This window comes from Neorhizobium sp. LjRoot104, from assembly GCF_964253725.1.
Lineage (GTDB): Bacteria > Pseudomonadota > Alphaproteobacteria > Rhizobiales > Rhizobiaceae > Neorhizobium.
The window spans coordinates 2,179,522-2,205,118 of the sequence record NZ_CAXURS020000001.1 but is presented as its reverse complement, the minus strand read 5'-3'; the positions used below and the strand labels follow the sequence as shown (position 1 = coordinate 2,205,118).

22 protein-coding genes and 1 riboswitch are annotated in these 25,597 nt (G+C 64.1%); of the genes, 14 read left to right on the top strand and 8 right to left on the bottom strand.

Features of this window, described 5'->3' with window-relative positions:
* Positions 1 to 7: 7 nt before the first annotated feature.
* The 13 genes from ACSQ8R_RS11010 (at position 8) to ACSQ8R_RS10950 (ending at position 15,747) form a co-directional block, all read left to right on the top strand.
* Entirely contained in the window at positions 8 to 1,522 is a 1,515-nt protein-coding gene (locus ACSQ8R_RS11010; protein WP_436253384.1) for a class I adenylate-forming enzyme family protein, read from the top strand.
* A gap of 21 nt (positions 1,523 to 1,543) precedes the next feature.
* Positions 1,544 to 2,359 carry a creatininase family protein gene (locus tag ACSQ8R_RS11005; protein WP_436253383.1) on the top strand — a complete coding sequence of 272 codons (816 nt, stop codon included), beginning with the start codon at positions 1,544 to 1,546 and terminating at the stop codon, positions 2,357 to 2,359.
* 5 nt (positions 2,360 to 2,364) lie between these two features.
* Positions 2,365 to 3,999, top strand: a complete 1,635-nt coding sequence (locus tag ACSQ8R_RS11000) for a CocE/NonD family hydrolase (protein ID WP_436253382.1) — start codon at positions 2,365 to 2,367, stop codon at positions 3,997 to 3,999.
* Entirely contained in the window at positions 3,989 to 5,014 is a 1,026-nt protein-coding gene (locus ACSQ8R_RS10995; RefSeq protein ID WP_436253381.1) for an ABC transporter ATP-binding protein, read from the top strand. The genes ACSQ8R_RS11000 and ACSQ8R_RS10995 overlap by 11 nt, the downstream gene beginning before the upstream one ends.
* A gap of 34 nt (positions 5,015 to 5,048) precedes the next feature.
* The gene (locus tag ACSQ8R_RS10990) at positions 5,049 to 6,098 is read left to right on the top strand and encodes an ABC transporter substrate-binding protein (protein ID WP_436253379.1); all 1,050 of its coding nucleotides are present in this window, start codon (positions 5,049 to 5,051) and stop codon (positions 6,096 to 6,098) included.
* Complete coding sequence (locus tag ACSQ8R_RS10985) at positions 6,095 to 7,783, top strand: ABC transporter permease subunit (protein WP_436253378.1); 1,689 nt, start codon at positions 6,095 to 6,097, stop codon at positions 7,781 to 7,783. Before ACSQ8R_RS10990 ends, ACSQ8R_RS10985 begins: the two co-directional genes overlap by 4 nt.
* Before the next feature lie 68 nt (positions 7,784 to 7,851).
* Positions 7,852 to 7,955, top strand: a riboswitch (TPP riboswitch).
* Between the two features lie 134 nt (positions 7,956 to 8,089).
* Entirely contained in the window at positions 8,090 to 8,884 is a 795-nt protein-coding gene (locus ACSQ8R_RS10980; protein WP_436253377.1) for an ABC transporter permease, read from the top strand.
* Complete coding sequence (locus ACSQ8R_RS10975) at positions 8,881 to 9,825, top strand: ABC transporter substrate-binding protein (RefSeq protein WP_436253376.1); 945 nt, start codon at positions 8,881 to 8,883, stop codon at positions 9,823 to 9,825. The genes ACSQ8R_RS10980 and ACSQ8R_RS10975 overlap by 4 nt, the downstream gene beginning before the upstream one ends.
* A 97-nt stretch (positions 9,826 to 9,922) precedes the next feature.
* Entirely contained in the window at positions 9,923 to 10,825 is a 903-nt protein-coding gene (locus ACSQ8R_RS10970) for an NUDIX hydrolase (RefSeq protein WP_436253375.1), read from the top strand.
* Positions 10,826 to 10,893: 68 nt separating this feature from the next.
* Positions 10,894 to 11,865, top strand: coding sequence for a quinolinate synthase NadA (gene nadA, locus ACSQ8R_RS10965; protein ID WP_436253374.1), 972 nt, complete (start codon positions 10,894 to 10,896; stop codon positions 11,863 to 11,865).
* Positions 11,862 to 13,403, top strand: coding sequence for an L-aspartate oxidase (locus tag ACSQ8R_RS10960; protein WP_436253373.1), 1,542 nt, complete (start codon positions 11,862 to 11,864; stop codon positions 13,401 to 13,403). Before nadA ends, ACSQ8R_RS10960 begins: the two co-directional genes overlap by 4 nt.
* 1 nt (position 13,404) lies before the next feature.
* Positions 13,405 to 14,262: a carboxylating nicotinate-nucleotide diphosphorylase gene (gene nadC / locus ACSQ8R_RS10955; RefSeq protein WP_436253372.1), complete on the top strand. Its 858-nt coding sequence runs from the start codon at positions 13,405 to 13,407 to the stop codon at positions 14,260 to 14,262.
* 87 nt (positions 14,263 to 14,349) lie between these two features.
* The gene (locus tag ACSQ8R_RS10950; RefSeq protein WP_436253371.1) at positions 14,350 to 15,747 is read left to right on the top strand and encodes a M20/M25/M40 family metallo-hydrolase; all 1,398 of its coding nucleotides are present in this window, start codon (positions 14,350 to 14,352) and stop codon (positions 15,745 to 15,747) included.
* A 12-nt stretch (positions 15,748 to 15,759) separates the two neighbouring features.
* On the opposite strand, the gene ACSQ8R_RS10945 is transcribed toward ACSQ8R_RS10950, so the two are convergent.
* Entirely contained in the window at positions 15,760 to 17,562 is a 1,803-nt protein-coding gene (locus tag ACSQ8R_RS10945; protein WP_436253370.1) for an adenine deaminase, read from the bottom strand.
* Between the two features lie 193 nt (positions 17,563 to 17,755).
* On the opposite strand from ACSQ8R_RS10945, the gene fdxA reads away from it, so the two are divergent.
* Positions 17,756 to 18,094, top strand: coding sequence for a ferredoxin (fdxA, locus tag ACSQ8R_RS10940; RefSeq protein ID WP_436253369.1), 339 nt, complete (start codon positions 17,756 to 17,758; stop codon positions 18,092 to 18,094).
* Here fdxA and ACSQ8R_RS10935 read toward each other — a convergent pair.
* From ACSQ8R_RS10935 to ACSQ8R_RS10905, 7 genes are all read right to left on the bottom strand, one after another.
* Complete coding sequence (locus tag ACSQ8R_RS10935; protein WP_436253368.1) at positions 18,091 to 19,494, bottom strand: amidohydrolase family protein; 1,404 nt, start codon at positions 19,492 to 19,494, stop codon at positions 18,091 to 18,093. The two genes, fdxA and ACSQ8R_RS10935, sit on opposite strands and share 4 nt — an antisense overlap.
* Positions 19,491 to 20,414, bottom strand: coding sequence for a LysR family transcriptional regulator (locus ACSQ8R_RS10930; protein ID WP_436253367.1), 924 nt, complete (start codon positions 20,412 to 20,414; stop codon positions 19,491 to 19,493). Before ACSQ8R_RS10930 ends, ACSQ8R_RS10935 begins: the two co-directional genes overlap by 4 nt.
* A gap of 138 nt (positions 20,415 to 20,552) precedes the next feature.
* Positions 20,553 to 21,329 carry an enoyl-CoA hydratase-related protein gene (locus ACSQ8R_RS10925; RefSeq protein ID WP_436253366.1) on the bottom strand — a complete coding sequence of 259 codons (777 nt, stop codon included), beginning with the start codon at positions 21,327 to 21,329 and terminating at the stop codon, positions 20,553 to 20,555.
* On the bottom strand, positions 21,326 to 22,483 hold the full coding sequence (locus tag ACSQ8R_RS10920) for a CaiB/BaiF CoA transferase family protein (protein ID WP_436253365.1): 1,158 nt from the start codon (positions 22,481 to 22,483) through the stop codon (positions 21,326 to 21,328). Before ACSQ8R_RS10920 ends, ACSQ8R_RS10925 begins: the two co-directional genes overlap by 4 nt.
* Positions 22,480 to 23,838 carry an FAD-dependent oxidoreductase gene (locus ACSQ8R_RS10915; RefSeq protein ID WP_436253364.1) on the bottom strand — a complete coding sequence of 453 codons (1,359 nt, stop codon included), beginning with the start codon at positions 23,836 to 23,838 and terminating at the stop codon, positions 22,480 to 22,482. The genes ACSQ8R_RS10920 and ACSQ8R_RS10915 overlap by 4 nt, the downstream gene beginning before the upstream one ends.
* Before the next feature lie 120 nt (positions 23,839 to 23,958).
* A complete protein-coding gene (locus ACSQ8R_RS10910; RefSeq protein ID WP_436253363.1) occupies positions 23,959 to 24,786 on the bottom strand; it encodes an ABC transporter permease in 828 nt (275 codons plus the stop codon).
* The gene (locus ACSQ8R_RS10905) at positions 24,783 to 25,577 is read right to left on the bottom strand and encodes an ABC transporter ATP-binding protein (protein WP_436253362.1); all 795 of its coding nucleotides are present in this window, start codon (positions 25,575 to 25,577) and stop codon (positions 24,783 to 24,785) included. Before ACSQ8R_RS10905 ends, ACSQ8R_RS10910 begins: the two co-directional genes overlap by 4 nt.
* Positions 25,578 to 25,597: the final 20 nt, after the last annotated feature.

Genomic DNA, 25,597 nt, shown 5'->3' with positions numbered 1-25,597 from the left:
ATTTCGAATGTTGATGCACACCCTTCTCGTGGATGGCGCCAATCGCGATCCGGATCATGCCTGTTTCCACTGGGTCGATCGCGCCAAGAGCCTGACCTATGCTGGGGCTGTCGATGCGATGGAGCGCGCTGCGGGCGCCCTGCACAGTTTTGGCGTCAAGCCGGGCGACCGGGTGACGATCTTTGCCCATAACGGCATGGATTATCTGACCACGATGCTGGGCTGCTGGCGGCTCGGCGCGATCTCGGCCCTCGTGAACGTCAAATTCGCCGACGAACTTGCCTATTATTTCGGCGATCACCAGCCGACCGTGGTTGTTTATACCCATGACAAGCATGAACAGGTCAGCGCCGCAGCCGCGGGCGTGCCGACAGTCCGGGCATTGCTCTGCATGGACGGGGCGCAACCGGGCGCTCACTCGCTGCCGGATTTGATGGCGGCCGCCCTGCCGGTGCCCGCCGATCCGGGCAATGAAGATGCGATTGCCCATCTTTCCTACACCTCCGGGACCACCGGCAAGCCGAAGGGCGCCTGCCTCAAGCATGAGCCGACGGTTCGTGCAGCGGGCTGCATCGCCGAGCGGCTGCAGATCACGGCGGATGACATCTCGTTCGGCCCGAGCGCGCTGTCGAGTTCCTACCAGCTGGTCGGCAATCTTCTGCCGCAGCTTTCGCGCGGCGCGGCGATCAACGTCATGGGCAAATGGACGCAGACGACCGGCTTCGATGCGCTCGAAGCGCGCGGCGCCACCATGCTGATTGCCAATCCGCCTATACTGACCGATGTGCTCAACGAGGCCGCCATTCGCGGCCATGCGCCGCCGACGCTGCGCATGAGCATGTCCGGCGGCGGTCCGGTTCCGCCCGTGCTGAAGGCCGGCTGGCAGGAGAAGCTGAAGCTGCCGCTGGTCGAAAGTTACGGTCAGTCGGAGCTCGGCGGTTTCGTGGCGCTCGGTTTCCCGAAACTCGATCCCGCTGATATCGAGACCCGCCGCGCCGGCATGCCGCTGCCGGACAAGGAAGTGCGCATCCTCAATTCCGATGGCAGCGAGCTGCCCTGCGGCTCCGTCGGCGAGATCGCCCTTCGCGGCGGCTTCATGTGGGGTTACTGGGGCAAGCCCGAAAAGACCGCCGAGACGCTGCGCGACGGATGGCTGTGGACCGGCGATATCGGTACCATGGATCGGCACGGCTTTGTCACCATGATGGGACGTCGCTCCGAGCTTCTCGAAGTCGGCGGCAAGACCTGGTATCCGCGCGATGTGGAAGAGGCGCTTTCGACGGTGGCCGGCATCGAGCAGGCGGCTGTCGTCGGCGTGCCCGATGCGGTGATGAAGACCCGGCCGGTCGCCTTCGTGCAGGCCGCAGCCCCTATCGACGGCGAGGCTGCCAAGGCTGAGATCGCCGCGACGCTTCCCTATGACCTCTCGGTCATGACGGTCATCTCGCTGACGGAACTTCCCATGACCCCCACCGGCAAGATCGCCAAGGCGGAGTTGGCGGCACGCGCCGCAGCTGCTTGAGCGACAATGAAGGACATGACCATGAAATTGAAATCGCATTGGTGGTGGGATCATACCGCAAGGGATTTCTCCGAATTCGAGATGGAGAAGTTCGTGGCGATCCTGCCGATCGCCGCCGTCGAACAGCACGGGCCGCATCTGCCGGTTCGCGTCGATGCGGCGATCAATGCCGGCGTCGTCGCCCGCACCGTCGAACTGATGGCCGACGACCTGCCGGTACTGGTCCTGCCGATGATGCCGGTCGGCAAGTCGGTCGAGCACACCGCCTATCCGGGCACGCTGACCTTCAACTACGACACGCTGGCAAAGATGTGGTTCGAGCTCGGCGAAAGCGTCAATCGCGCCGGCTGCCGCAAGATCATCTTCGTCAATTCGCATGGCGGCCAGCCGCAGGTGATGGACATCGTCTGCCGTGAACTGCGCATCAAGCTCGACATGTTCGCCGTCAGCGCCTGGGCGAGTGCCGGCGCCGATTTCTCCGACCTGTTCAGCGCCCACGAGATGAAGCACGGCATCCATGGCGGCGAGGCAGAGACCAGCGTCATGCTGCATCTGCATCGCGAGCTGATCGACATGCAGTATGCCGAGGATTTCGTGCCGGTCTCCGTCGAGCTCGAAGCGGCCGGTGGCCTGCTGATGCCGGAAGGCCGGATCGGCTACGGCTGGCAGACCCAGGACGTGCAGCCCTCCGGCGCCTGCGGCAACGCGGCGGCCGGCGATGCCGAGCGCGGCCGGCTCTATATCGAGCGCAGCGCCGCCAATCTCCTGAAGCTGATCAGGGAAGTCCTGGATTTCCCGCTCGACCGGATCACCTCGAAAACCATGTACAGGGGTTGATCGACTTGACGACCTCACGCGCACCATACGGCGTTGCCGGCCCCGAAAGGGGAGAGCTCCTGCTCGATGACGGCGTCGTGCTGGTGTCGGATATCTATCGTCCTCTGGGGGAGGGCAGGTTCCCGGTCCTCTTGATGCGGCAGCCCTATGGGCGGGCTATCGCCTCCACTTTGGTGCTGGCGCACCCCTCCTGGTACGCCTCGCACGGCTATATCGTGGTCATCCAGGACGTGCGAGGCTGTGGCGATTCCGGCGGTGTCTTCGAGGCCTTTGTCAGCGAACTGGCGGACGGCGCACGCACGCTGGAGTGGGCGGCCGCATTGCCGGGAAGCAACGGCAAGCTCGGCCTCTACGGCTTCAGTTACCAGGCGATGACACAGTATTTCGCCATTGCCGGCAAGGGGAGCGTGCGGCCGGATGCGATTGCGCCTGCCATGAGTTCGTGGATGCCGCGTGACGACTGGGCTTATGAAGGCAATGCCTTCCGGCTCGGACTCAATGCCGGCTGGGCGGCGCAGATGGCGCGGCTGACGGCGGCGCGGCGGGAGGATGCCAGGACCTATGCGGAAATCGCAGCCACCGGCGACGACGATGCCGCCCTTCGCGACCTGCTCGCCTCGAGACCCGATATATCGCATCTCGGCAAATGGATGGCGGACGAGAAGGACTATTGGGACGCGGTATCTCCCGGGGCGCTGCTGGCCGATGATCCGCTCGATATTCCGGTTCTCCACACCGGCGGCTGGGCCGATTTCCTGCTCCAGGGCACCTGGGCCGCTGATGCAGCCTTCCGGCGCAGACATCGGGACAGCACCCATCTGGTGATCGGCCCCTGGGCGCATGCGCCCTGGAACCGTGCCGGCGGCAGCACCGACATGGGAGCGGATGCCGAGTTTTCGATCGACCGCGCGCAGCTCGCCTTTTTCGATTTCTATCTCAAGGGCTTTGGCGAACGGCCGCAGCCGGTCCGGTTCTTCGACATGGGGCGACGGCGGTGGCTCGTTCTTTCCGGCCGGCCAGAGGTTTCGGGGGCCGACTTTTTCCTGTCTTCCTCCGGGCTCGGCGCGGCAATGGTCAGCGACGGCAGGCTGCTTGGCGAAACCGGCGGCGAGATGCGGGATACGTTCGTTCACGATCCGACGCGGCCGACTCCGCTCGTCGGCGGGCATCTCGGCGTGCCGCAAGGCTTTGCTGACCATGGCAGCCACGATAACCGCGCCGACGTCGCCGTCTACACGACCCTGCCTTTCGAGGCGGCACGGTTCTTCGTCGGCGAAGCCGCGGCCGAGATCGAGGTGGATACGCGCTCCGAGGGCTTCGACCTCTGCGCGACGCTGTCGCTCGTCGCGCCGTCCGGAGAGGCGAGGGTGCTCAGCACGGGTTATGCCCGACTCGAAGGCGGTGGAAAGGTTCCGGTGCGCATCAGTCTCCGCCCGGTCTGCGTCACAGTCTCCGAAGGCTTTGCCCTGCGGCTTTCTCTGCAGGGCGCCGGCGCGCCGGCCTTCGAAGTTCATCCCGGCGACGGGCCGTTCGCATCTGTGCCCGAGATGGCGCGGCGACCGATCACCATTTCCATCTGCCATGGCGGGGCGACGCGCTCCCGCCTGATCATGCCCGAGGCTCCCGAAAATGTCGCATAAGCACTACCTGACGCTCGACAACATCACGGCCACCTATGGTGACTCCGTCGCCGTCAGCGGCCTGACGATCGAGGTCGCCAAGGGTGAACTCCTGTCGCTGCTCGGGCCTTCCGGCTGCGGCAAGACGACGACGCTCAGGATGATCGCCGGCTTCGTGCAGCCGTCCGAAGGCCGCGTCATCCTCAATGGCGAGGACATCAGCAAGCGCCCGGTGCATACCCGCAATATCGGCGTGGTCTTCCAGTCCTATGCGCTGTTTCCGCATCTGACGGCTCTGGACAATATCGGTTTCGGCCTGCGCATGCGCCATGTCGGCAAGGCGGAATGCCGTGCCCGTGCCGCCGCGGCACTCGATACCGTCGGTCTCGGCGCCTATTACGACCGATATCCGGGCCAGCTTTCCGGCGGTCAGCAGCAGCGCGTGGCGCTCGCCCGCGCTTTGGTGATCGAGCCGGACGTGCTTCTTCTCGACGAGCCGCTTTCCAACCTCGACGCCCATCTTCGCGCCGACATGCGCACCGAAATCCGAACGCTGCAGCAGCGGCTCGGCATCACCACCGTGTTCGTCACCCACGACCAGCAGGAGGCTCTTGCGATGTCGGATCGCGTCGCCGTGATGAACAAGGGACTGCTTGCCGAGATCGGCACGCCCGTCGCGCTCTGCGACCGGCCGCATTCGCCATTCACCGCATCCTTCCTCGGCGCCCGCACGGTGATCGAGGGGCGGACGGAGAATGGATTGTTCAGCGCGCCTGGGCTCACCTGCGAAGGTGCGCCTTCCGGTGCGACCCGTCTCGTGCTGCGCGCCTCGCGCCTCAGGCTTTCCGACGAACCGGGGCCGTTGCATCTCTCAGGCACGCTCGTCAACGCAGCTTTCCTCGGCGACACGTACGAAGCCGATATCCAATCCGCATGCGGCACGATCCGCCTGATCGTGCCTTCGGATATGCCGCCTCCGCCCCTCGGGACGCCGTGCAGCATCCAGACCCAGCCGGGTGGCGCAACATTCATCTGAACGGACAGACCTGACCGAAAAAGGGGAACACGAAATGACTCTCTCGCGTCGTACATTCAACAAGCTGATTGCCGGTGCCGGCCTTGCCGCACCGTTCCACATCATCCGTCCCGCCTCCGCGCAGGAGCCCAAGAAGGGCGACGAACTGGTCGTCGGCATCTGGGGCGGGGCGCAGGAAAAGATCGTCAAGGAACACGTCGAGAAGCCGCTGGTCGAGAAATACGGCTGCAAGGTCAGCTACGTCCTCGGCGGTACCGGTGACCGGCGCGCGAGGGCCTATGCGGAACGCGGCCGCCCGAGCTTCGACGTCCTTTATCTCAACATCTTCGAGAGCCGACAGGCCGTGAAGGACGGCGTGACCCAGGCGCCGACGCCGGCCGTCAAGAACTTCGAGGCGCTTTATCCGAGCGCCCGCAAGGGCGGTTACGGCGTTGCCTTCAACCCCTGCACGATCGTCTACGACAAGACCAAGGCGTCGAAGCCGATCACCTCCTGGAAGGACATGTGGAACCCGGAATGGAAGGGCCGCATCGCCTGGCCGGACGGTCTCGGCGCCGAAGGCATTTCCGCGCTTATGATGGCGGCCCGTGTCTGGGGCGGCGACGAAAAGAACGCCGACATCGCCTTCGAAAAGGTCAAGCAACTGAAGCCGTTTGCCGCCATCCAGGGCAGCCAGGCGCAGCTCTTCGAAATGTTCGACCAGAAGCTCGCCGACCTTTCCGTCGAGTTCGGCAGCTTCACGCAGTCCTATGTCGAAACCCGCAATCCCAATATCGCAATCGCCAAGCCGGTCGAGGGACAGGCGCTTTCGATGAACGTCGCGTGCATCACCGAAGGCACGAAGAACCAGAAACTCGCCGAGGAGTGGATCAACCTGCACCTCTCCGAGCCCTGCATGCTCGCCTATGCGCGCCAGATCTACTACTCGCCGACCGTCAGCAACATCACCGTCCCGGACGACCTCAAGTCGAAGCTCGTGCTCGGCGACGAACAGGTCAGCAAGCTCGTCGATTTCGATTGGGACGTGATCAATGCCAGCCGCGCCAAGTGGCAGGCGAAATACGATCGGGAGATCGCGGGATGAACCGTTGGATCGGGCCGGCGCTTGCAGCGCCGGTCACCCTTTGGCTGCTTCTGTCCTTTGCGGCGCCGATGTTCGTGGTCCTCGTGCTCTCCCTGCACGAGTATCCCGATCCTTTCGGTCCGCTCTTCATAGCTCCGTCGATCGCGCAGTTCCGGGACATCGTCTCCGACAGTTTCTATTTCGGCGTCGTCTCCGAAACCATCCTGCTCGGCCTCGGCGTCACCGTCATCACCGCGCTTCTCGGTTATCCGCTCGCCCACTGGCTGGCGCGCATGCCGGTGAAATACCGCGCGGCCGCCTTCGCGGTGATCCTCATTCCGCTGCTCACCAATGTGGTGGTGCGCTCGCTCGGCATCATCCTGCTGCTCGCGCCGGAGGGGCTGATCAATTCGGTCACCGGCCTCGTCGGCATTCCGCCGGCGAGATATATGCTGTTCACCCACGGCGCGGTCGCCGTCGCGCTGGCGCAGGTCTTCCTGCCGTTCATGGTGCTGGCGCTCTACGACAACCTGCAGAACACGTCTCCGCGCGTTCACGAGGCGGCCCAGAGCCTTGGCGCTTCTCCCGCTGTGCGGTTCCTCACCGTCGATCTGCCGCTTTCGCTGCCCGGCCTGCGGTCCGGTGCCGTCATCGTTTTCCTGATGGCGACCACGGCCTATGTCTCCGCCTCGCTGCTTGGCGGCAAGAAGGTCTGGACGACCGGCATGCTGGTGCTGCAGGAGGCGATCAAGAACCTCAACGCGCCGCTTGCCGCAGCACTTGCGATCATCATGACCGTGACCGGTCTCGCGTTTGCGGCGCTGTGCGCCTATCTCCTCAATCGCCTGATGCCGTGGCTGAAGGGCAAGCCCAGCAATCCGTTGAGCATTCCGCGCTGGATCGTGCCTGTCATCGACATCCTGGGGCCGGTTGTTTCGAAACTGCTGCTTGCCACCTCGCTGCTGCTCCTGCTGCTGCCGCTGGTGCTGGTCTGCATCCAGAGTTTCAACGACGTGCCCCAGGCGACCGCCTCCGGCTTCCGCGGCTTCACGCTGAAATGGTACGAGGCGGTGTTCTTTGCGGGGACCTATGCGGACGCCTTCTGGGTGTCGGTGCAACTGGCGGTCACCTCGATGCTGGTGGCGCTGGCGCTCTCTTTGCCGGCGGCGTTTGCGCTCGCCCGTTATCCGTTCAAGGGCCGGTCCGCGCTTCTGACCTTCTGGCTGCTGCCGATGTCGCTGCCGCATGTGGCGATCGGCGTCGGCATGCTGCGGCTGCTACAGATCTACCTGATCGTGCCGCCGTTCCTCGGCCTCGTGGCAATCCACGTGATCGTCATCCTGCCCTTCGCGATCACGTTGCTGACGACCTCGGTCATGGGCCTCGACCGGGCGCAGGAGGAAGCGGCTGCAAGCCTCGGGGCAAGCCCCGCGCGGCGGTTCTTCCTGATCATCATGCCGGGACTGGCGCCAGGGCTGTTTGCCGCCGGCATCGTCGGCTTCCTGCTGAGTTTCGGCGAGGTGACCGTCACGAGCTTCCTCACCACCGCCCGCCTGACGACCCTGCCGGTGCGCATCTACTCGGAATCGACCTTCAGCCTGGAGCCGACCGCGCATGCGATCTCGGCGGTGCTGATCGTCTTCACCGTCATCGCGCTGGTCCTGGTCGGCAGGGTGGTTCGCCTCGACCGTCTCTACGCACGATAAAAGGGAAACGACAGCGGGCCGGTCGTCCGGCCCGCTTGACAGGCATACTGAAAACCGACAGTTATCGTCTCAATTCCGAGGGGGGCATCTTGACGATGCTGAGATGGCGGTGAGCCGGACCCTTGAACCTGATCCGGGTCATGCCGGCGTAGGAACGGAAATAGGCGTCGCCCGACGATTTTTCTCTTCTCCGCTTCACCTGGATCTCCGTGATTGACTGATCTGGAGATCGACCGATGATATCCATTGTTTCCGTTGTGCCCAAGGGGTATCCGGCCCTGACGTGCAGGTCCGACGTGTAGCATCATGCGCGCGTCCCATGCGGTCATAGGCCTCGTCCTGCTTGTCGTTCTCTGGCAAGCGGGCGTCTGGCTGTTCGCTCCGCCCCGTTATATTTTGCCGTCTCCCCTTGCCGTCGCTTCCGCCTTCTGGCGGCAGCCGGGTTTCCTGCTGCAAAACAGCGTCGTCACGCTGACGGAAATCGCGCTCGGTCTGGTTATCGGCGCAGGCCTTGGTATCGCCACCGCCTTCGGCGTTGCGGCGCTGCCGCGGCTTGGCCGCCTCGTCTGGCCGATGGTGCTGATCTTGCAGGCCTTTCCCGTCTTCGTTCTGGCGCCGATCCTGGTTCTCTGGCTCGGTTTCGGGCTTGCCTCGAAAGTGGCGATGACGACGATCATCATCTTCTTTCCGGTCGCATCGGCTTTTGCCGATGGTCTTCGCCGCACGGATCAGGAAATCCTCGATGCGGTCTCGCTGGAGGGCGCGAGCCACTGGCAGACGCTGGTGACAATCCGCATGCCGCTGGCGATCCCGAGCCTCGTCTCTGGCCTTCGGGTCGCAGCACCGCTCGCGCCGCTGGGTGCGGTCGTCGGCGAGTGGGTCGGCGCTTCCGGCGGGCTCGGTTTCGTCATGGTCCAGGCCAATGCGCGCATGCAGACCGACACCGTGTTTGCGGCGATGGTCATACTCGCGATCCTCACCCTCATCCTGCGGCTTCTCATCGACCGGCTGACCGCCGGTCTCGCCCCCTGGGCCAGCGAAGCCGATCCTTCATTCTCATCCACAGCCAAATCCGCATCAGGGAGTTCCGTCCGATCATGATCCGTATCCTCACCGCGTCCTTCATCGCGCTGGCAAGCCTTGCCGCGCCCGCTTCCGCGCAGGCGGCCGACAAGCTCAGCGTGCTTCTCGAATGGTTCGTCAATCCGGACCATGCGCCGATGGTGATCGCCGAGCAGCGCGGCCTGTTTGCCGATGCCAATCTGGACGTCGAACTCATTCCGCCGTCCGACCCTTCCGCGGTGCCGCGTCTCGTCTCGGCCGGTCAGGCGGATATCGGCATCCACTACCAGCCCAATCTCTATCTCGACCACGAAGCCGGCCTGCCGCTCGTGCGTTTCGGGACGCTGGTCGAGACCCCACTCAACACCGTCACGGTTCTGGCGGACGGTCCGATCAAGAGCCTCAAGGACCTCAAGGGCAAGAAGGTCGGCTTTTCCGTCACCGGATTCGAGGATGCGATGCTGAAGCGCATGCTGGCTTCGGAAGGCCTTTCCAACGATGACGTGGAGCTGATCAACGTCAATTTCTCGCTGTCGCCCTCGCTGATCGGCGGCAAGGTGGATGCGACGCTCGGCGGCTTCCGGAATTTCGAGCTGACCCAGATGAAGCTGGAAGGCCATGCCGGCCGCGCGTTCTTCCCGGAGGAGCATGGCGTTCCGGCCTATGACGAACTGATCTTCGTTACCCGCCGCGATCTTGCTGCCGACAGCCGCCTGCCGCGTTTCCTGCATGCCGTCGAACAGGCCTCGATCTTCATCACCAACCATCCGCAGGAAGCCTCGCAGCTTTTCATCAAGGCCTATCCGAACCTCGACGACGAGCTGAACCGCACGGCCTTCTTCGATACGCTGCCGCGTTTTGCCAAGCGCCCGGCCGCCCTCGACCAGGGCCGCTATCAGCGTTTTGCCGCCTTCATGCAGGAGATGGGGCTGATCAGGACCGTGCCGCCGACCGGCGACGTCGCGGTCGAAATCAAATAGGCCAAGTCGCTGATATTGTTTGATTTGAACTCCGGGGTTCGCGTAACGTGATTTTCATGCCAGATCGGCGTTGCATGTTACGTACCCCGGAGTTTGCTTGACCATCGGACTTGCCCATGCGGAACTGATCGCGGTCCTTTCCGCCGTCACCGGCGACGAGCCGCGCGTCATGACGGTTCGCTCCGGCGATGCGCTGCCGTCCGGCCCTTTCGAGCTCGGCCACAGGAGCCTGCAGGCCGGGCTCCGCGAGTGGGTGGGGGACCAGACGGGCCATCCGCTCGGCTATCTCGAACAGCTCTATACGTTCGCCGACCGGGACCGGACCCATGAGGATGCCGAGGGGCGGACGATCTCGATCAGCTATCTCGGCCTCGTGCGCGAACAGGCGGCACCCGGCGCCGGCAAACCCGGCTGGCATGGCTGGTACGAATATTTCCCCTGGGAGGATCATCGCGGCGGGAGGCCGGATATCCTGGGTGCCATCACCGGCCGCCTGCAGGACTGGGTTGCGGCCGAACCGGCGCGGCGCGAGCACCGCAAGCGCCGAGTCGATTTCGCCTTCGGCCTCGATGGGGCCGCCTGGAACGAAGATCTCGCCCTGCAGCGTTATGAGTTGATGTACGAGGCGGGGCTCGTCACCGAGGCGGGCTGCTCGGCGGCCAAAAGTTTCGGCCGTTCGATGTTTGCCGATCACCGCCGCATCCTGGCGACCGGGATCGCCCGGCTGCGCGCCAAGATCAAATACCGCCCGGTGGTCTTCGAACTGATGCCGGAGAGTTTTACGCTGTCGCAATTGCAGCACACCGTCGAGGCGCTTGCAGGCCTCACCCTGCACAAGCCGAATTTCCGCCGGCTGATCGACCAGCAGGAGCTGATCGAGGAAACCGGCGAGGCGACCAGTGAGACCGGCGGCCGGCCTGCCAAGCTCTTCCGCTACCGTCACGCGGTCCTCGAAGAGCGCGCGCTTTCGGGTTCGAAACTTCCGCTTTCACGCAATTGACATAAACTCGAATCGAGAATATCTCTTTGCGCCGGATATACTCACTTCGAGTATAAAAGGAGCAGATCATGAATTCTCCGCTTTCGGTTTCCTCGCTTTACGATCGTGTCAGCCGCGTCATCCCGAAAGCCGAGTGGATGAGCTACGAGGCGGACGTGGCGGCGATCCTTGAACTCAAGCGCACCCGCAACGCCGTCATCCTCGCCCACAACTACCAGACGCCGGAAATCTTCCATGGCGTCGCCGATATCGTCGGCGACAGCCTGGCGCTGGCCCGCAAGGCGATCGACGTGGATGCGGATGTCATCGTGCTCGCCGGCGTCCACTTCATGGCGGAGACGGCAAAGCTGCTCAACCCGGGAAAGACCGTGCTGATCCCGGACATGGCGGCGGGCTGTTCGCTGGCGGATTCGATCACGCCGGAAGATATCGCGCTCTTGCGCCAGGCGCATCCCGGTGTACCGATCATCACCTATGTGAATACGTCGGCGGCGGTGAAGGCGGCGTCGGATATCTGCTGCACCTCCGGCAATGCAAAGCAGGTGGTGGAATCGCTCGGCGTTCCGAAAGTGCTGATGATCCCCGACGAATACCTGGCGCAGAACGTCGCGCGGGAAACCAATGTCGAGATCATCGCCTGGCATGGCCATTGCGAAGTGCACGAACTGTTCAACGCGCAGGATGTTCGCGATCTGCGTGAGGCGCATCCGGGCGTGGTGGTGCTGGCGCATCCGGAATGCCCGCCGGACGTGGTGGCCGAGGCCGATTTTGCGGGCTCGACGGCCGTCATGTCCGATTATGTCGGAGCCAAGAAGCCGGCCCGCGTCGTGCTTCTGACCGAATGCTCGATGAGCGACAATGTCGCCGTGCATCACCCGGACGTGGAATTCGTGCGGCCGTGCAATCTCTGCCCGCACATGAAGCGGATCACGCTCGGCAATATCCGCAAGGCGCTGGAAGAGAACCGGCACGAGGTGACCGTCGATCCGTCGATCGCCGTTGCCGCCCGCCGCGCGGTAGAGAGGATGCTCGCCATATGACCGAGATCCTCGACCATCTCGCCGGCCGCATCGCGATCGTCGGCAGCGGCCTGGCGGGGCTGGTGACGGCGCTGACGCTCGCCCCGCAGCCCGTTGTCCTGATCACTCGCGCCGGGTTGGGTGCGGAAACGTCCAGCGCCTGGGCGCAGGGCGGCATTGCCGCGAGCCTCGGTGCCGACGACAGCGCGGACCTGCATCTTGCCGATACGCTTGCGGCAGGAGACGGGCTTTGCGATCCGGCTGTGGCGGCTTCGATCCTGAAGGAAGCCCCGAACGCCATCGCGATCCTGGAGAAATTCGGCGTGCGTTTCGACCGGGCCGCCGACGGCTCGCTTTCGCTCGGCCTGGAGGCGGCCCATTCGCGCCGCCGTATCGTGCATGTGGCAGGCGACGGCTCGGGTGCGGCGATCGTGCGGGCTCTGGTCGAGGCCGTTTCAGGGACACCGTCGATCACGGTCCTGGCAGGCGTCGAAGTCCGTCGGCTTCTGATGGAGGGCGGTGCGGTCTCAGGCCTGCTTTGCGCGACGGCTCGGGGGGCGGCTATTCTGCCGACCGCACGAGTTGTTCTGGCGACCGGCGGCCTCGGCGGGCTTTATGACGCAACCACCAATCCGACCGGCAATTTCGGCCAGGGCGTGATGATTGCTGCGCGCGCCGGTGCGATGCTTGCCGACATGGAATTCGTCCAGTTCCACCCGACGGCGCTCGATTCCCAGAGGCGCCCGCTGGCGCTGGTCAGCGAAGCTGTGCGCGGCGAGGGTGCGGTGCTCGTCAACGAAAGGGGCGAGCGTTTTCTCGCCCGCGAACCGGGCGCGGAACTTGCCGCGCGGGATATCGTGGCACGGGCGATCAGCGCCGAGATCGCCCGGGGCGGGCACGTTTTCCTCGATGCCCGGCAGGCGCTCGGGAGCGGTTTCTCCAGCCGGTTCCCGTCGATTGCCGCGCTCTGCGGGGAGGCGAGTGTCGATCCCAATTCGGAGCTCATCCCCGTTCGTCCCGCCGTTCATTATCACATGGGTGGTGTCGCGACGGACGAGAATGGCCGCAGTTCGGTTTCCGGCCTCTGGGTGGTCGGGGAGGCGGCCTCGACCGGCCTGCACGGTGCCAACCGGCTGGCCAGCAACTCGCTGCTCGAAGCGGCGGTCATGGGCATGCGGGCCGCGCAGAACCTCTCGGGAACTTCCGCCGCAACCGCGTTTCGGGTAACCGATGCCGGCCTACCGGTGCCAGCCGATATCTCCGCCGTGCGGCCGATCGTGTCACGGCATCTCGGTGTCCTCAGAAACGCGGGCGCCATCCATGGCGCGATCGCAAGCCTGTTGCCGCTCGTCGAGAGCGATGGATCCGCTGCCGATCCGGCGATCGTCGCTTTGCTGATCGCCGTCTTCGCGTCGCTGCGGAAGGAATCCCGCGGAGCCCATGCCCGCACCGATTTCCCGTTGAAGCTCGCTTATGCGGAGCGGCGGCCGATGTGCCTTGCCGAGGTGCTGGACATCGCCCGCGCCACCGCTTCCCATCCCCTTGCCCGGAGTGCCTGACATGATGCTTGCTGCCCTTCCGCGACTGCTCGTCGAACCGCCGGTGCGTGCCGCGCTGCTGGAAGACCTCGGCCTTGCCGGAGACGTCACCTCGACGGCGGTCATTCCCGCAGGCCATCGCTCGACGGTGGTGATGGCGGCCCGCAAATCGGGCGTCATCGCTGGCCTCGATGCCGCGGAACTCGCCTTCCAGCTCGTTGATCCGAAGATCGTCATGACGCGTCATGTCGATGACGGCGGGGTCGTGAAGCCCGGCGATGTGATTGCAACGATCGAAGGCCCGTCCCGCGGCCTCCTGACCGGCGAACGAACCGCACTCAACTTCCTCGGCCATCTCTCCGGCATCGCCAGCGTCACGGCTGGCATCGTCGCGGCGATCGAAGGCACCAAGGCCTCGGTCGTCTGCACCCGCAAGACCACGCCGGGGCTGCGGGCGCTGGAAAAATATGCGGTGCGCGCCGGCGGCGGCATGAACCATCGTTTTGCGCTCTATGACGCGGTGCTGATCAAGGATAATCACGTGGCGATCGCAGGCGGCATTGCGGAAGCCATCCGCCGCGCCAAGGCGGGCGTTGGCCATATGGTGAAGATCGAGGTGGAGGTGGATACGCTCGACCAGCTTCAAGAAGCCATGCAGATCGGGGTCGATGCGGTGCTGCTCGACAACATGACCCCGGAGCTGCTGCGTGAGGCGGTGGGTATCGTCGGCGGCCGGGCTATTACCGAAGCATCCGGCGGAATCACGCCTGCGACGGCCGCGACGGTGGCGGCATCCGGTGTCGATCTGCTCTCGGTCGGATGGATCACGCATAGCGCGCCGACGCTGGATATCGGGCTTGATTTCCGGTCTGCAAATTAAGGTGACGGCAGCTGCAAGTGCTTCCTAGTGCGTTGAAAACAGTGCTACATCCTTGACCCGAAAGACCGAGCGGGCAAGGAGTGCAAAATGCCGAGACTATCCGAGGACCAGATCGATGCCGTGCTGGCTGTTGTCGATGCCGATATCGACAACAGCCTTGAGCGTCTCTTCGACCTGATCCGTATTCCGAGCATTTCGACCGATCCCGGCTATCGCGACCAGTGCAAGGCGGCGGCCGATTGGCTGAGCCGCGATCTCGGATCGATCGGCTTCGATGCCTCCGTCAGGCCGACGACGGGCCATCCTATGGTCGTCGCTCACCAGAAGGATGCAGGCGGGCCTCATCTTCTCTTCTACGGCCACTACGACGTTCAGCCGGTCGATCCGCTGGCGCTTTGGACCAGCGATCCGTTCGAGCCGCGGCTGGAGCCATTGCCGAACGGCGATACCGCGATCGTCGCGCGGGGGGCCTCCGACGACAAGGGCCAGATGATGACCTTCGTCGAGGCCTGCCGTGCCTGGAAGGCGGTGACCGGCAAGCTGCCGGTGCAGGTCAGCATCCTTTTCGAAGGCGAGGAGGAGGCGGGCAGCCCGAGCCTTGCGCCGTTCCTCGATGCGACCGCCGACGAACTGAAGGCCGATATTGTCTATGTCTGCGATACCGACATGTGGGACCGGCAAACGCCGGCCGTCACCACCATGCTGCGCGGGCTCTACAGCACCGAAATCGAGATCACCTGCGCCGACCGGGACCTGCATTCCGGCATGTTCGGCAATGCCGCCCGCAACGCTCTGCAGGTCCTCTCGGATGTTATCGCGAGCCTGAGGACGCCGGATGGCGGGGTGGCGGTCGAAGGTTTTTACGACGGCGTGAAGGAACTGCCGGAAGCCATCAAGGCGCAGTGGCAGCGGCTGCCGTTCGACGAAAAGGGTTTTCTTGCCGATATCGGGCTCACCATCCCGGCGGGCGAGGCGGGGCGGTCGATCCTGGAACAGGTATGGGCGCGGCCGAGCTGCGAAATCAACGGGATCAGCGGCGGTTATACGGGCGAGGGCTTCAAGACGGTCATCCCGTCGAAGGCGATGGCGAAGATCTCGTTCCGGCTGGTCGATGGGCAGGTCCCGGAAAAGATCCGCGATGCCTTCAAGGCGCATGTCGCAGCCCGCATCCCTTCCGACTGCTCGGTGACCTTCAATGATTTCGGTCTTGCCCCGGCAACCGTGATGCCGATCGAAAGCTCGTTTCTGACGAAGACGCTCTCAGCACTTTCCACCGAATGGGACTGTGAGGCGGCGCTTGCCGGGACCGGCGGCTCGATCCCGATCATCGGGGAGTTCAAGCGCCGGCTCGGCTGCGATGCCCTGCTCGTCGGCTTCGCCCGCTTTGACAACCGCGTTCACAGCCCGAACGAGAAATACGACCTGTCGAGCTTCCACAAGGGTATCCGCTCCTGGGTCCGCATTCTCGCCGAGCTTGCCGACTGACCTTTTCGCCGCTCAGGCTTTTTCGAAGAGCGGCGAGATCACCATTTCCGGTACCAGCACAAGTCCCTTGTCGGTGATGCGGATTTCGGGGATGACCGATAGGGGGATGAGGTTGAAGCCCATATAGGCGATGGTGCAGCCTGCCTTTTCCCATTCGAGCTTGAGGGCTTTCACCTCGTCGGCGACCTCGTGGACGCGCTTGTCGGAGAGCAGGCCGGCGATCGGCAGCGGCACCATGGCCGTCACCTTGCCGTCCATCACGACGCAGACGCCGCCCTGGGTTTCCTCGATCGCATCCAGCGCCAACTGCATGTCCGTTTCGTTGGTGCCGGCGACGATGATGTTGTGGCTGTCATGGCCGACGGAGGAGGCGACGGCGCCCTTTTTCAGCCCGAAACCGTTCAGCAGCCCGTGCGCCACATTGCCGGACGATTTGCCATGCCGCTCGACGACGGTGACGAAGCAGAGGTCGTGGCGGTCGAAATGGGTCTGCCAGTCGTTCGCGGGTTCGAGTGTCACCGTGACGTGGCCGAGCGTGATGCCGGGGAGCTCGGTGCGGATCGTATGCGCTGTGACGGTGCCGGCCGGCAGATCGGGCGTCAGCTTGAGGTCTTTCGGCAGCTTGACGGTGTGATAGGCGACCTGCGGGTAGCGATAGGGCTTTGAAAGCGCCTCATCCAGAATCGGGGTGATCTTGCGGTTGTCGACCACCAGCTCGCCGCCATACCAGGTGCTGACGGGTTTCAGGTCGTCGGTCAGAAGCACGAGGTCGGCGCGGCGGCCGCCGCCCATGCCGCCGATCTCGCCTTCCATGCCGAAACGGGTCGCGCCATGCAGCGAGCCCATCGCCCAGGCCTGTTCCGGCGTCATGCCGGCCTTGACCGCTTCGCGCGTTACCCAATCGAGGCCGAAGGCGAGCAGGTCCTCGCCATCGCGGTCGTCGGTGCAGACCGCGACGCGCTTGTGCGATGCGCCGAGTTCGGTGATCGTCTTGATCGCATGCGGCAGCGAATGCCAAGGTGTCGTCGGCGGGCCGCCGCGCAGGAAGAGCCAGACGCCTGCTTCGAGCAGGTCGTCGGCGATGTCGCGGTCGATCGCCTCATGGGTATCGGTAACGCCTGACGCGGCATAGGCCGCGACGAATTCCCGGCCATACACATGGCCCGAGACCGGCCGGCCGCGCTGGAGCGCTGCGGCCAGGATCGCATGACTGCGCTCGTCGCCCATCGCGACGGGCACGAAATCCATCTTTTCGCCGAGCGCCACCGCTTCCGGCCATTTGTCGAACAGGGCGGCGATCTTGGCGGGCGTCAGGTCGCCGCCGGCGGTTTCGAGCTCCGGCGATGTCGCCGGCACGGTGCTCGGGACGGTGAGGAAGATAGACAGCGGCGCCTGCCGTGCGTCTTCGAGCATCGCTTCGACGCCCGCCACGTCCATGACGTTACCGATCTCGTGGCTGTCGCAGAAGATTGTCGTGGTGCCGTTGAGAAGTGCTGCTTCGGCATAGGCACAGGCCGTCACCATCGAGGATTCGATGTGGATATGCGGATCGACTAGGCCTGGGGCGATGATGCCGCCTTTGGCGTCATACAGTTTCGCGGAACCGCTCCTGTAGCTGCCGGCAGGCTTCACGGCTGCGATGCGGCCGCCCGAGATCCAGACTTCGCGGCCGTCGAGAATGCGCTCCGAATAGGTGGAGAGCACGCGCGCACCCTGAATGACGAGATCGGGTTCTCGACGGGCCGAGGCTACGTCAGCGAGACGACGGGTCATGGTCGAAAGCGGTTGGACGGAGAAGCGGGTGAGGGTGCTCATGAAAATCTCATTTCCAGACTCGGGAGTGACGCGGAGATTGTAGGGAAAGCCGGCCAGGCAAGGAAGCGCCAACGGGCAAGCGAACGCAATTGGGTGTTGCCGAAATTCGAATGCTCGCTGCGAAATATGCTGCTTTTCAGCAACGCCAAGGTTTGGGATAGTGCGCCAAAGGCAATGAGAGGCGAACGATCCGATGGCCTATATCATCACCGAACCCTGTATCGACGTGAAGGACGGCGCCTGTACCGCGGCCTGTCCGGTCGACTGCATCTACGAGGGCGGGCGGATGTTCTATATCCATCCGGACGAGTGCATCAATTGCGGTCTCTGCCTCTCCATCTGTCCGGTCGATGCCATCGCCTATGACGAAGAGGCGACCGAGGCGCAGATGGCTTTCGTTCCGGTGAACCGGGACTATTTCGGACCTGATGTCACCGGGCTGGGGTCGCCCGGCGGTTGGGACAAGAGCAGGACGCGAGCTGTCGATCACCCTGCGGTGACAGCCGTGCCCGTGCGCGAGGCGGCGCATTAGGCGTTCGCCCAGCTTCCGTAATAGGCGCGGGTGGCAATGATCAGCTTGCCGCACCTTTCCCGCTCGACGGTGAGGCGCGGCAGGTCGGCCTTGGCCTGCGCCAGCAGTTCCTTGCGGGCCGCGTCGAAATCGACGTGGACGAGCTTGCCGTCCCGCATGACTGGCCGCCCGGCGACATAGACGGCCTTGGCGTGGACGGCTGACATGCGATTCAGCAGCACCTCGGCTTCATCCAAATCGTCGAAGACGCTGTCGGCGATCAGGGCTTCGTAGTCGACGACCGTGAAATCCTCTCCGAGCGGCGTGTTGACGACGGCGGCACCGGTGCGGATCGCGGCGTCGAAAATGCCGGCTGCCGTAAAACTTCGTTCGAGCTCGCGCCCGCCATGCAGGAAATAGAGGAGCCGCATTTCGCGCCAGAGATCCTGGTCGTCGTCGAAGGCGCTGCCGTCCAGTCCGATGCCGAAACGGAGACCGCGTTTGACGGCGTTCGCCAAGGGCGCAATGCCGGAGCGCAGGCGCAGGTTGGCTGATGGATTGGAGACAAGCTGGACGCCGCGCTCGGCCAGAAGTTCGTATTCGTCCGGCCGGAGCTGAACGCCGTGCGCCACGGCAAGCCGCGGTGACAGGAAGCCGATCTCATCGAGATAACGGACGATGCCCTGCGGGAAACGACGGTCCAGCCATGCCCGCTGCCTCGGGCTTTCGAGCAGATGCATGTGGATGCGGCGATTGTTGGTGGCGGAGGCCCCGGCGATCGCTTCGAGCAGGGCGTTCGAGCACCATTGCGGGCCGATCGGGCCGTATTGGACATCGACCAGCGGGTTGGAATTCGCGGCCGCGACGGCGTCGGCGGCGGCAAGCTGGTCGCTGAAAGGCGCATAGCGCGGCGCAAGGGGTGAAAGGGCCTCCCAGTCCTCAGTACTCAGAAACGGCTTCAGCCGATCCGGGCCGCCGTCATAGGCCCAGGCGTCATGGTCGAGCAGGGGGCAGGAGAGGCCGAGACGGATGCCGACATCCTTTGCCGCGCGGATCACTTCCAGCGCTTCCTCGACCATGCGGGCGGCGTTGAGCGAGTTGTGGCAGTGGATGGTCGCCGCGACGCCGGTTTTGGCCAGGCGGCCGAAGGCGACGAGCGCTTCGAGATAGGCGTCGGTGCGGGGGCGGAGCCGCATGGTCGGAATCCAGGCCTCCAGCGCGTCGTCCAGGCTGCCGAAATCCAGCGTGCGGATGCCGTAGCCGTGGTCATGGGCGTTGACCGGCATAGGCAGGACGAGGTCGCCGGCGGCAAGTGGAATGGCCGAAGCCAAAGCGGGAAGGGCGGCACATGCCGCATCGCCGCGCAGGGCTTTTTCGTGGCCCGGGTGCTGCAGGAAGCGTGTGTCTTTGTTCGATGTCACCGCCTGATGACCTCCGCGATCTGATTGCTGAATTTTTCGAGGTCGATGCTCAGCGCCTCGATCACCGCTTCCGTCGCGTGGGTGAGCTGGCGGTTATGGGGCGCGACGATGCCGACCTCCATGTTCTGAAGGCGGGAGCCGGCGATCGGCAGGGCGACGACGTCGCCCGCCTTCAGCTCCTTCAGGAGGCCGAGCGGAGTGAAGAAGGCGACGCCGGCACCCGACAGGATCAGGGGTTTGAGCATCATCTGGTTGTTGGTGGCGACCAGCGTGCGGCCGACGCGATCGAGCGAGGCGAGTTCGACAGCGATCATCGAGCTCATCACCTCGTTGTCGAGCTGCAGCAGCAGCTTGAACTGGGCGCATTCCTGCAGCGTCACGCTCTTCTGGCGGGCGAGCGGGTGGTGCTTGGCGACGATAACCATCAGCGGCATGCGCACGCCGTGCACCAGCTTGATGTCGTGGGGGCGGGCGAGATCGAAGGTGATGCCGATATCGCAGTCGCCATCGGCGACGAAATGGAAGATGTTGTTGAAGTTGTCGGCGCGGATGCGGAAATCGACCGCCGGGTTCTTGTGGTGAAATGCCATGACGAATTCCGGCATGAACTGTACGGCCAGACTGTCGAGGCAGGCTATGTGGACGCGGCCGGTGCGTTTGCCCTGCAGGTCGCCGAGATCGGATTTCATGATCTCGTAGTGGTGGATCGTCTCCTTGGCGTGCTTCAGCACGACCTTGCCGGCGGAGGTGAGGCGCAGGCCGTCGGAGAACCGTTCGAACAGCGGCGTACCGAGTTCGTCCTCGAGCTTGCGGATCTGGCGGCTGACGGCGGAAGTTGCCACGTGCAGCTCTTCGGAGGCTTTGCGGATCGAGCCCGAGCGTGCCACTTCGACGAAATATTTCAGGATACTGGCGTGCATACTCAACCCCCAAGATCCTGAAATTCATACCATGCCTGAAGCGTGTTGCGATCCTTCGGATTCGCTTGCCACGCTTCCATTCCTTGTTCGATGCATGTCGTTACCGCAAAACCGCCACGCACTTTTGCGCGACATGCATCAGCGGCCCTGCCAAACCGGCGCGCGTTTTTCGCGGAAGGCAGTCACGCCTTCGACGGCGTCCTCGCTTTGCAGAGCCCGGATCAGCGCGGGGGTGCGCAACCCTTGGGCTTCCGAGGGACTGAGATGGCCGGTGCGATTGACCGTCTGCTTGATCGCCTTCAGCGACAGCGGCGCGCAGGCGACGATATCCTTCACCCATCTGTCGACGGCGGCATCCAGTTCGTCGAAGGGTACCGTTTCGTTGACGATGCCAAAACCTTGCATTTCGGCGGCGGTGAACTGCCGGCCGGTCAGCATCACGGCCATGGCGAGGTTGTGGGGGATTTTCCGCTGTAGCATGACCATGCCGCCGTCAAGCGGCATGCGGCCGACGCGAGCTTCCGGCAGGCCGAATTTCGCGCTGTCGGCGGCAATCACGATATCGCAGCCGAGTACCATTTCGAAGCCGCCGCCGAGTGCGTAACCGTTGACGCGGGCGATGACCGGCACGTCGAGCGACTTGCGGAAGGCAAGGCCGCCGAAGCCGTTGGTGCGGCTCTCCGCCCAGTATTCGAGGCCGGATTTGGTGGCGCCGCCCTTGAGGTCGGCGCCGGTGCAGAAGGCCTTTTGGCCGCTGCCGGTCAGAACCACGCAGGAGATGTCATCGCGGGCCTCGATTTCCGACCAGATTGCGTCGAGTTCCTTTTCGGTGGCGGCATCGACGGCGTTCATGCGGTCCGGGCGATCGAGCGTCACCCGCGCGACGCGGTTCTCGACGGAGAAACCGACGGTCATGCTGCATCCCCACGACGAGCGTCCAGCGAACCGAGGATCTCGTCATTGTGCTGCCCGAGACGCGGCGGGGAGATGCGAACCGAAACCGGGGCGGCCGACATGTCGATCGGCGAACCGATCAGGCGGATCGGGCCGGCCGCCGTCTCGCCGGCTTCGAGGATCATCTTGTTGATCACCGTCTGCGGGTCCTGCAGCGCTTCCGCCAGGTTGCGCACCGGGGCGCAGAGGATATCGACCTCTTCCAGGCGCTTCAGCCAGTGGGCATTGCTGTTCCTGGCGAAGTTCGCGCGGAAGATCTCCTGCAGTTCCGGGCGATGGGCCATCTGGGAATCGAAATCCTTGTAGCGCGGCTGGGCGGAAAGATCCTCGATTTCCAGCGCGTTGCAGATGTCCTGCAGCGGGTTCTGCTTAAAGGCGCCGACCATGACGATCGCGCCATCGGTGGTGTCGAAGACGCCGGTCAGCGGGAAGGCGCCCCAGTTGAGGTCCTTCTCGCGCATCATGTGCGCAGCACCTTCCTGCATCTGCATGGCCAGCATGGAATTGTAGAGGCTGACGGCCACGTGCTGGCCTTCGCCAGTCTTTTCCCGGTGCAGGATCGCGAGAAGGATGCCCTGGACCAGATGCATGCCTGCGGAATAGTCGGCGAGCGGCGTGGCATAGATCGAGGTCGGATGGGCGCTATCCGACTTGCGGCGCATGACGCCCGAGAGCGCCTGGGCGAGGATGTCCTGGCCGCCCTTGTGCTGGTAGGGGCCGGTGAGGCCGAAGCCGGTGCCGACCGCGTAGATCAGCCGCTTGTTGATCTTCTTCAGGTCCTCGTAACCGAAGCCCATGCGCTCCATGACGCCGGGGCGGAAATTGTTGACGACGACATCTGCGCCCGCGATCAGGGCGAGAACGGCGTCGCGCGCTTCGGTGAGCTTCAGGTCGAGCGCCAGGCTCTTCTTGTTGCGGTTCAGCGAGCAGAAGACCGGGTTGTTGAGCCCGTCCGGATCCGAGCCAAGCGACCAGCGGGAGAGGTCGCCGATCTTGCTCTTTTCGATCTTGATCACTTCGGCGCCGTAATCGGCGAGCGTCTGGGTGCAGCAGGGGCCGAGCATGACCTGCGTGAAATCGATCACGCGGATGCCATCGAGGGGTAAAGAGTTCATTCCGCAGCCTCCAGGAATGTTGCATTGTCGGAGGGCACGTCGCCGGGATCGGCACCCTGCGCCCTCATCTGTTTCTGGATCGCCCGGACATCGGCTTTCCGTACGGTGGTTCCGGCATTGAGCGCCACGACTGCGGCGACGCCGGCCGCTTCGCCCATCGCCATGCAGGGCGGGATCTCGCGGCTCGATTTCTGCGCTTGCGGTGTCGCCGAGTAGTGACGTCCTGCGACGATCAGCTGGTCCACCTCGCGCGGCAGCATCGACCGGTACGGCGTGTAATAGTCGCGGCCGCGGCAGACGGTGTCGGAGAAGTGGATGCGGTTCATGACGTCGTCCTTGGTGACGACGTATTCGCCTTCCAGCAGTCGCGTCTGGCGTACGCCGGTCTGCGGTGCGAAATCGACCACATAGGCCTTTTCGAAGCCCGGCATCTTCTCGCGGGCGAAATCGAGCAGGCGGGCGATGCGGTTACGGCCTTCCAGTTCGGCCTTGGTCAGGTCCTCGGTCTTGAGACCCGAGAGGTTCGGCATATGCGGGCAGTTGAGCCAGACGACGCCCGGCAGCGGCGTCTTCAGCCACCAGAAGGACCAGCAGCCGCCGATCAGGCGTTTCGCTTCATGGTCGATCTTCTTGAAGGCTTCCGGCTCCTCGAATTCGAAACGCTCGGCAGCATCCGTATCGACGCCGCCCCAGCGGGAGACGGTGGTCAGGATGAAATTCGATTCCACATGCGAGGCGCCGGCCGAGGCCGCGACGTCGAGGTCGCCGGTGGTGTCGATGACGACATCGCCGAGGATAGCTTCCATGCCCGACTTGGTCTGGCAGATGACGCCCTTGATGGTCTTGCCTTCCATGATGGCGGAGGAGAACCAGCTATGGGTCCTGAGCTTCACGCCGGCCTCGGTCAGCACGTCGTAGGAGGCGCGTTTGAAACCGTCCGGGTCGAAGGCGGCGGAAAAGCAGATCGGGTGCGGCATGGACTGGGTGTGGAAATCGAACAGGCCCCAGCGCGCCCAGCGCCGCCAGGCTTCCGGCGTTTCGCGGATATCGAGTTCCCGGTCGCGGCCGGTGGGCGTGACGCAGAGGTCCCATTTCTTCATCCGCTCGATCATCTCCATGCAGATGCCCTGCACGGTGATTTCGAGCTGGTTGATCATGTCGTCGAGCACCAGCACCATGCCGCCGGCGGCAAGCCCGCCGACATAGGGGTAACGTTCGAGAAGGGTCACCTTGGCGCCGTTGCGGGCAGCGGAAACGGCCGCGGAAATGCCCGCCGGTCCTCCGCCGACGACGACCACATCGGAACGGTCTACCACTGCGACGTTGCGCGCCGCCTGAAGAATTGTCTGTTGCATTGGTTCAAACTCCCAAAGAACCGGGTCTGATAACGTCGTCGGGCTAGAGCGTTCCGCTCTACCTCTTTGTTTTTACGCAATTCCGGACGCAAAACCGCTGTGCAGCTTTGCTGGAATGCTCTAGTGCGTGCCGGCCGGCTTCCAGCGGATCATCCGTGCTTCCACCACCGAGACGATGAAGAAGAGGACGACGGCGAGGACCGCGGCGATCACGACGGTTGCGTAGAGCAGGGGCGAGCGGAAATTGTAGGTCGCCTCGATGATGAGGGCGCCGAGGCCGAAGCTGGAGCCGATCCATTCGGCGACAATGGCGCCCATGACGCTGCTGGTCGCGGCAATCTTCAGGGCCGCAAACAGGAACGGCATCGAACTCGGCAGCCGCACCTTCCAGAGGATTTCGGTGTTGCTGGCCGAAAGCACGCGCATCAGGTCGAGCATGGCGGGGCTTGCGGATTTCAGGCCCTGGACCATGTTGACCAGCGTCGGGAAGAAGCAGATCAGCCCGGCGATGATGATTTTTGGCGCAAGCCCGTTGCCGAAGATCAGCACCAGGATCGGGGCGAGCGCGATGATCGGGATCGCCTTGATGAAGACGGCGATCGGGTAGAAGGCCTTTTCCGCCGTCGAGCTGTGGACGAACCAGATCGCCAAGAGGATGGCGACGAGATTGCCGAAGACGAAGCCGAGGAACGCCTCGAGGATCGTCGGCAGCATGTTGGTCCAGAGGATGCCGGCATTCTGCTGGAAGGCGTAGGCGACATCGACCGGGCTGGGGGCCATGAAGGTCGGTATCTTGAAGAACCAGACGACGAACTGCCAGAGGACGACGAGCCCGACGGCCGCCGCGATCGCCGGCATATGTTTGGTGAGCACGCCGGCGGTGGCATCGAGAAGCGCGATCTTGCGATCGGCCCCGGTCTTGGCTGTGGAGGAAGCGACGTGGCTCACAGGCATTCCTCCAGAAGGCGGCGCAGATGCGCGGTGACACCGATGAACTCCACCGTGTCACGCACGGCAAGCGAACGCGGGAAGGGCAGATCGACCCTCATGAACTCCTTGACGCGGCCCGGATGGGCCTGAAGCATCAGCACGTTCTGGCCGAGGAAGGCCGCCTCCGGGATGGAATGGGTGACGAACAGGATCGTCGTTCCCGTCTCCTGCCAGACGCGCAGCAGTTCCTCGTTCAGCCGGTCGCGGGTGATCTCGTCGAGCGCCCCGAAGGGCTCGTCCATCAAGAGGATGCGCGGCCGCGTGATCAGCGCGCGGGCGATCGCCACGCGCTGGCGCATGCCGCCGGAGAGCTCGTGAGGGAGCGCATTTTCGCGCCCCTTCAGGCCGACCATGGCCAGCAGTTCATGCGGATCCGCATTGTTGCCGTTCTGGGCGTGCTTTCCGACTTCCAGCGGCAGTCGGACATTGTCGAGTACGTTCCGCCAGGGGAGCAAAGTCGCATCCTGGAAGACGAAGGCGAAGTCGCGGCCTTCCCGGGCCTGCTGGGGGCTCTGGCCGAATACGGAAATCGAACCGTCGCTGATATGGACGAGATCCGCGACGCATCTCAGAAGCGTCGATTTTCCGCAGCCGGAGGGCCCAAGCATGGTGACGAAGGCGCCTTCCGGTATGTCGACGGAAACGTCGGAAAGGGCCGTGAATTCGTTGTTCCTGTCGCCGAACCGGACGGAGAGGTTTCGGATCGAAACCGCCGTGGCCGCCGGTTCTGCCTGGGGAACGCTCGGCATCAATTTCGCCGCTCCTGACA

What these genes read in the sequence shown, in the direction of transcription:
- ACSQ8R_RS10945 (WP_436253370.1), bottom strand. Translation starts at nt 17,562, where the DNA reads ATGAGCACCCTCACCCGCTTCTCCGTCCAACCGCTTTCGACCATGACC.
- ACSQ8R_RS10915 (WP_436253364.1), bottom strand. Translation starts at nt 23,838, where the DNA reads ATGCAACAGACAATTCTTCAGGCGGCGCGCAACGTCGCAGTGGTAGAC.
- ACSQ8R_RS10920 (WP_436253365.1), bottom strand. Translation starts at nt 22,483, where the DNA reads ATGAACTCTTTACCCCTCGATGGCATCCGCGTGATCGATTTCACGCAG.
- nadA (WP_436253374.1), top strand. Translation starts at nt 10,894, where the DNA reads ATGAATTCTCCGCTTTCGGTTTCCTCGCTTTACGATCGTGTCAGCCGC.
- ACSQ8R_RS11010 (WP_436253384.1), top strand. Translation starts at nt 8, where the DNA reads ATGTTGATGCACACCCTTCTCGTGGATGGCGCCAATCGCGATCCGGAT.
- ACSQ8R_RS10975 (WP_436253376.1), top strand. Translation starts at nt 8,881, where the DNA reads ATGATCCGTATCCTCACCGCGTCCTTCATCGCGCTGGCAAGCCTTGCC.
- ACSQ8R_RS10985 (WP_436253378.1), top strand. Translation starts at nt 6,095, where the DNA reads ATGAACCGTTGGATCGGGCCGGCGCTTGCAGCGCCGGTCACCCTTTGG.
- ACSQ8R_RS10960 (WP_436253373.1), top strand. Translation starts at nt 11,862, where the DNA reads ATGACCGAGATCCTCGACCATCTCGCCGGCCGCATCGCGATCGTCGGC.
- fdxA (WP_436253369.1), top strand. Translation starts at nt 17,756, where the DNA reads ATGGCCTATATCATCACCGAACCCTGTATCGACGTGAAGGACGGCGCC.
- ACSQ8R_RS10950 (WP_436253371.1), top strand. Translation starts at nt 14,350, where the DNA reads ATGCCGAGACTATCCGAGGACCAGATCGATGCCGTGCTGGCTGTTGTC.
- nadC (WP_436253372.1), top strand. Translation starts at nt 13,405, where the DNA reads ATGATGCTTGCTGCCCTTCCGCGACTGCTCGTCGAACCGCCGGTGCGT.
- ACSQ8R_RS11005 (WP_436253383.1), top strand. Translation starts at nt 1,544, where the DNA reads ATGAAATTGAAATCGCATTGGTGGTGGGATCATACCGCAAGGGATTTC.
- ACSQ8R_RS10990 (WP_436253379.1), top strand. Translation starts at nt 5,049, where the DNA reads ATGACTCTCTCGCGTCGTACATTCAACAAGCTGATTGCCGGTGCCGGC.
- ACSQ8R_RS10980 (WP_436253377.1), top strand. Translation starts at nt 8,090, where the DNA reads ATGCGCGCGTCCCATGCGGTCATAGGCCTCGTCCTGCTTGTCGTTCTC.
- ACSQ8R_RS10930 (WP_436253367.1), bottom strand. Translation starts at nt 20,414, where the DNA reads ATGCACGCCAGTATCCTGAAATATTTCGTCGAAGTGGCACGCTCGGGC.
- ACSQ8R_RS10925 (WP_436253366.1), bottom strand. Translation starts at nt 21,329, where the DNA reads ATGACCGTCGGTTTCTCCGTCGAGAACCGCGTCGCGCGGGTGACGCTC.
- ACSQ8R_RS10905 (WP_436253362.1), bottom strand. Translation starts at nt 25,577, where the DNA reads ATGCCGAGCGTTCCCCAGGCAGAACCGGCGGCCACGGCGGTTTCGATC.
- ACSQ8R_RS10995 (WP_436253381.1), top strand. Translation starts at nt 3,989, where the DNA reads ATGTCGCATAAGCACTACCTGACGCTCGACAACATCACGGCCACCTAT.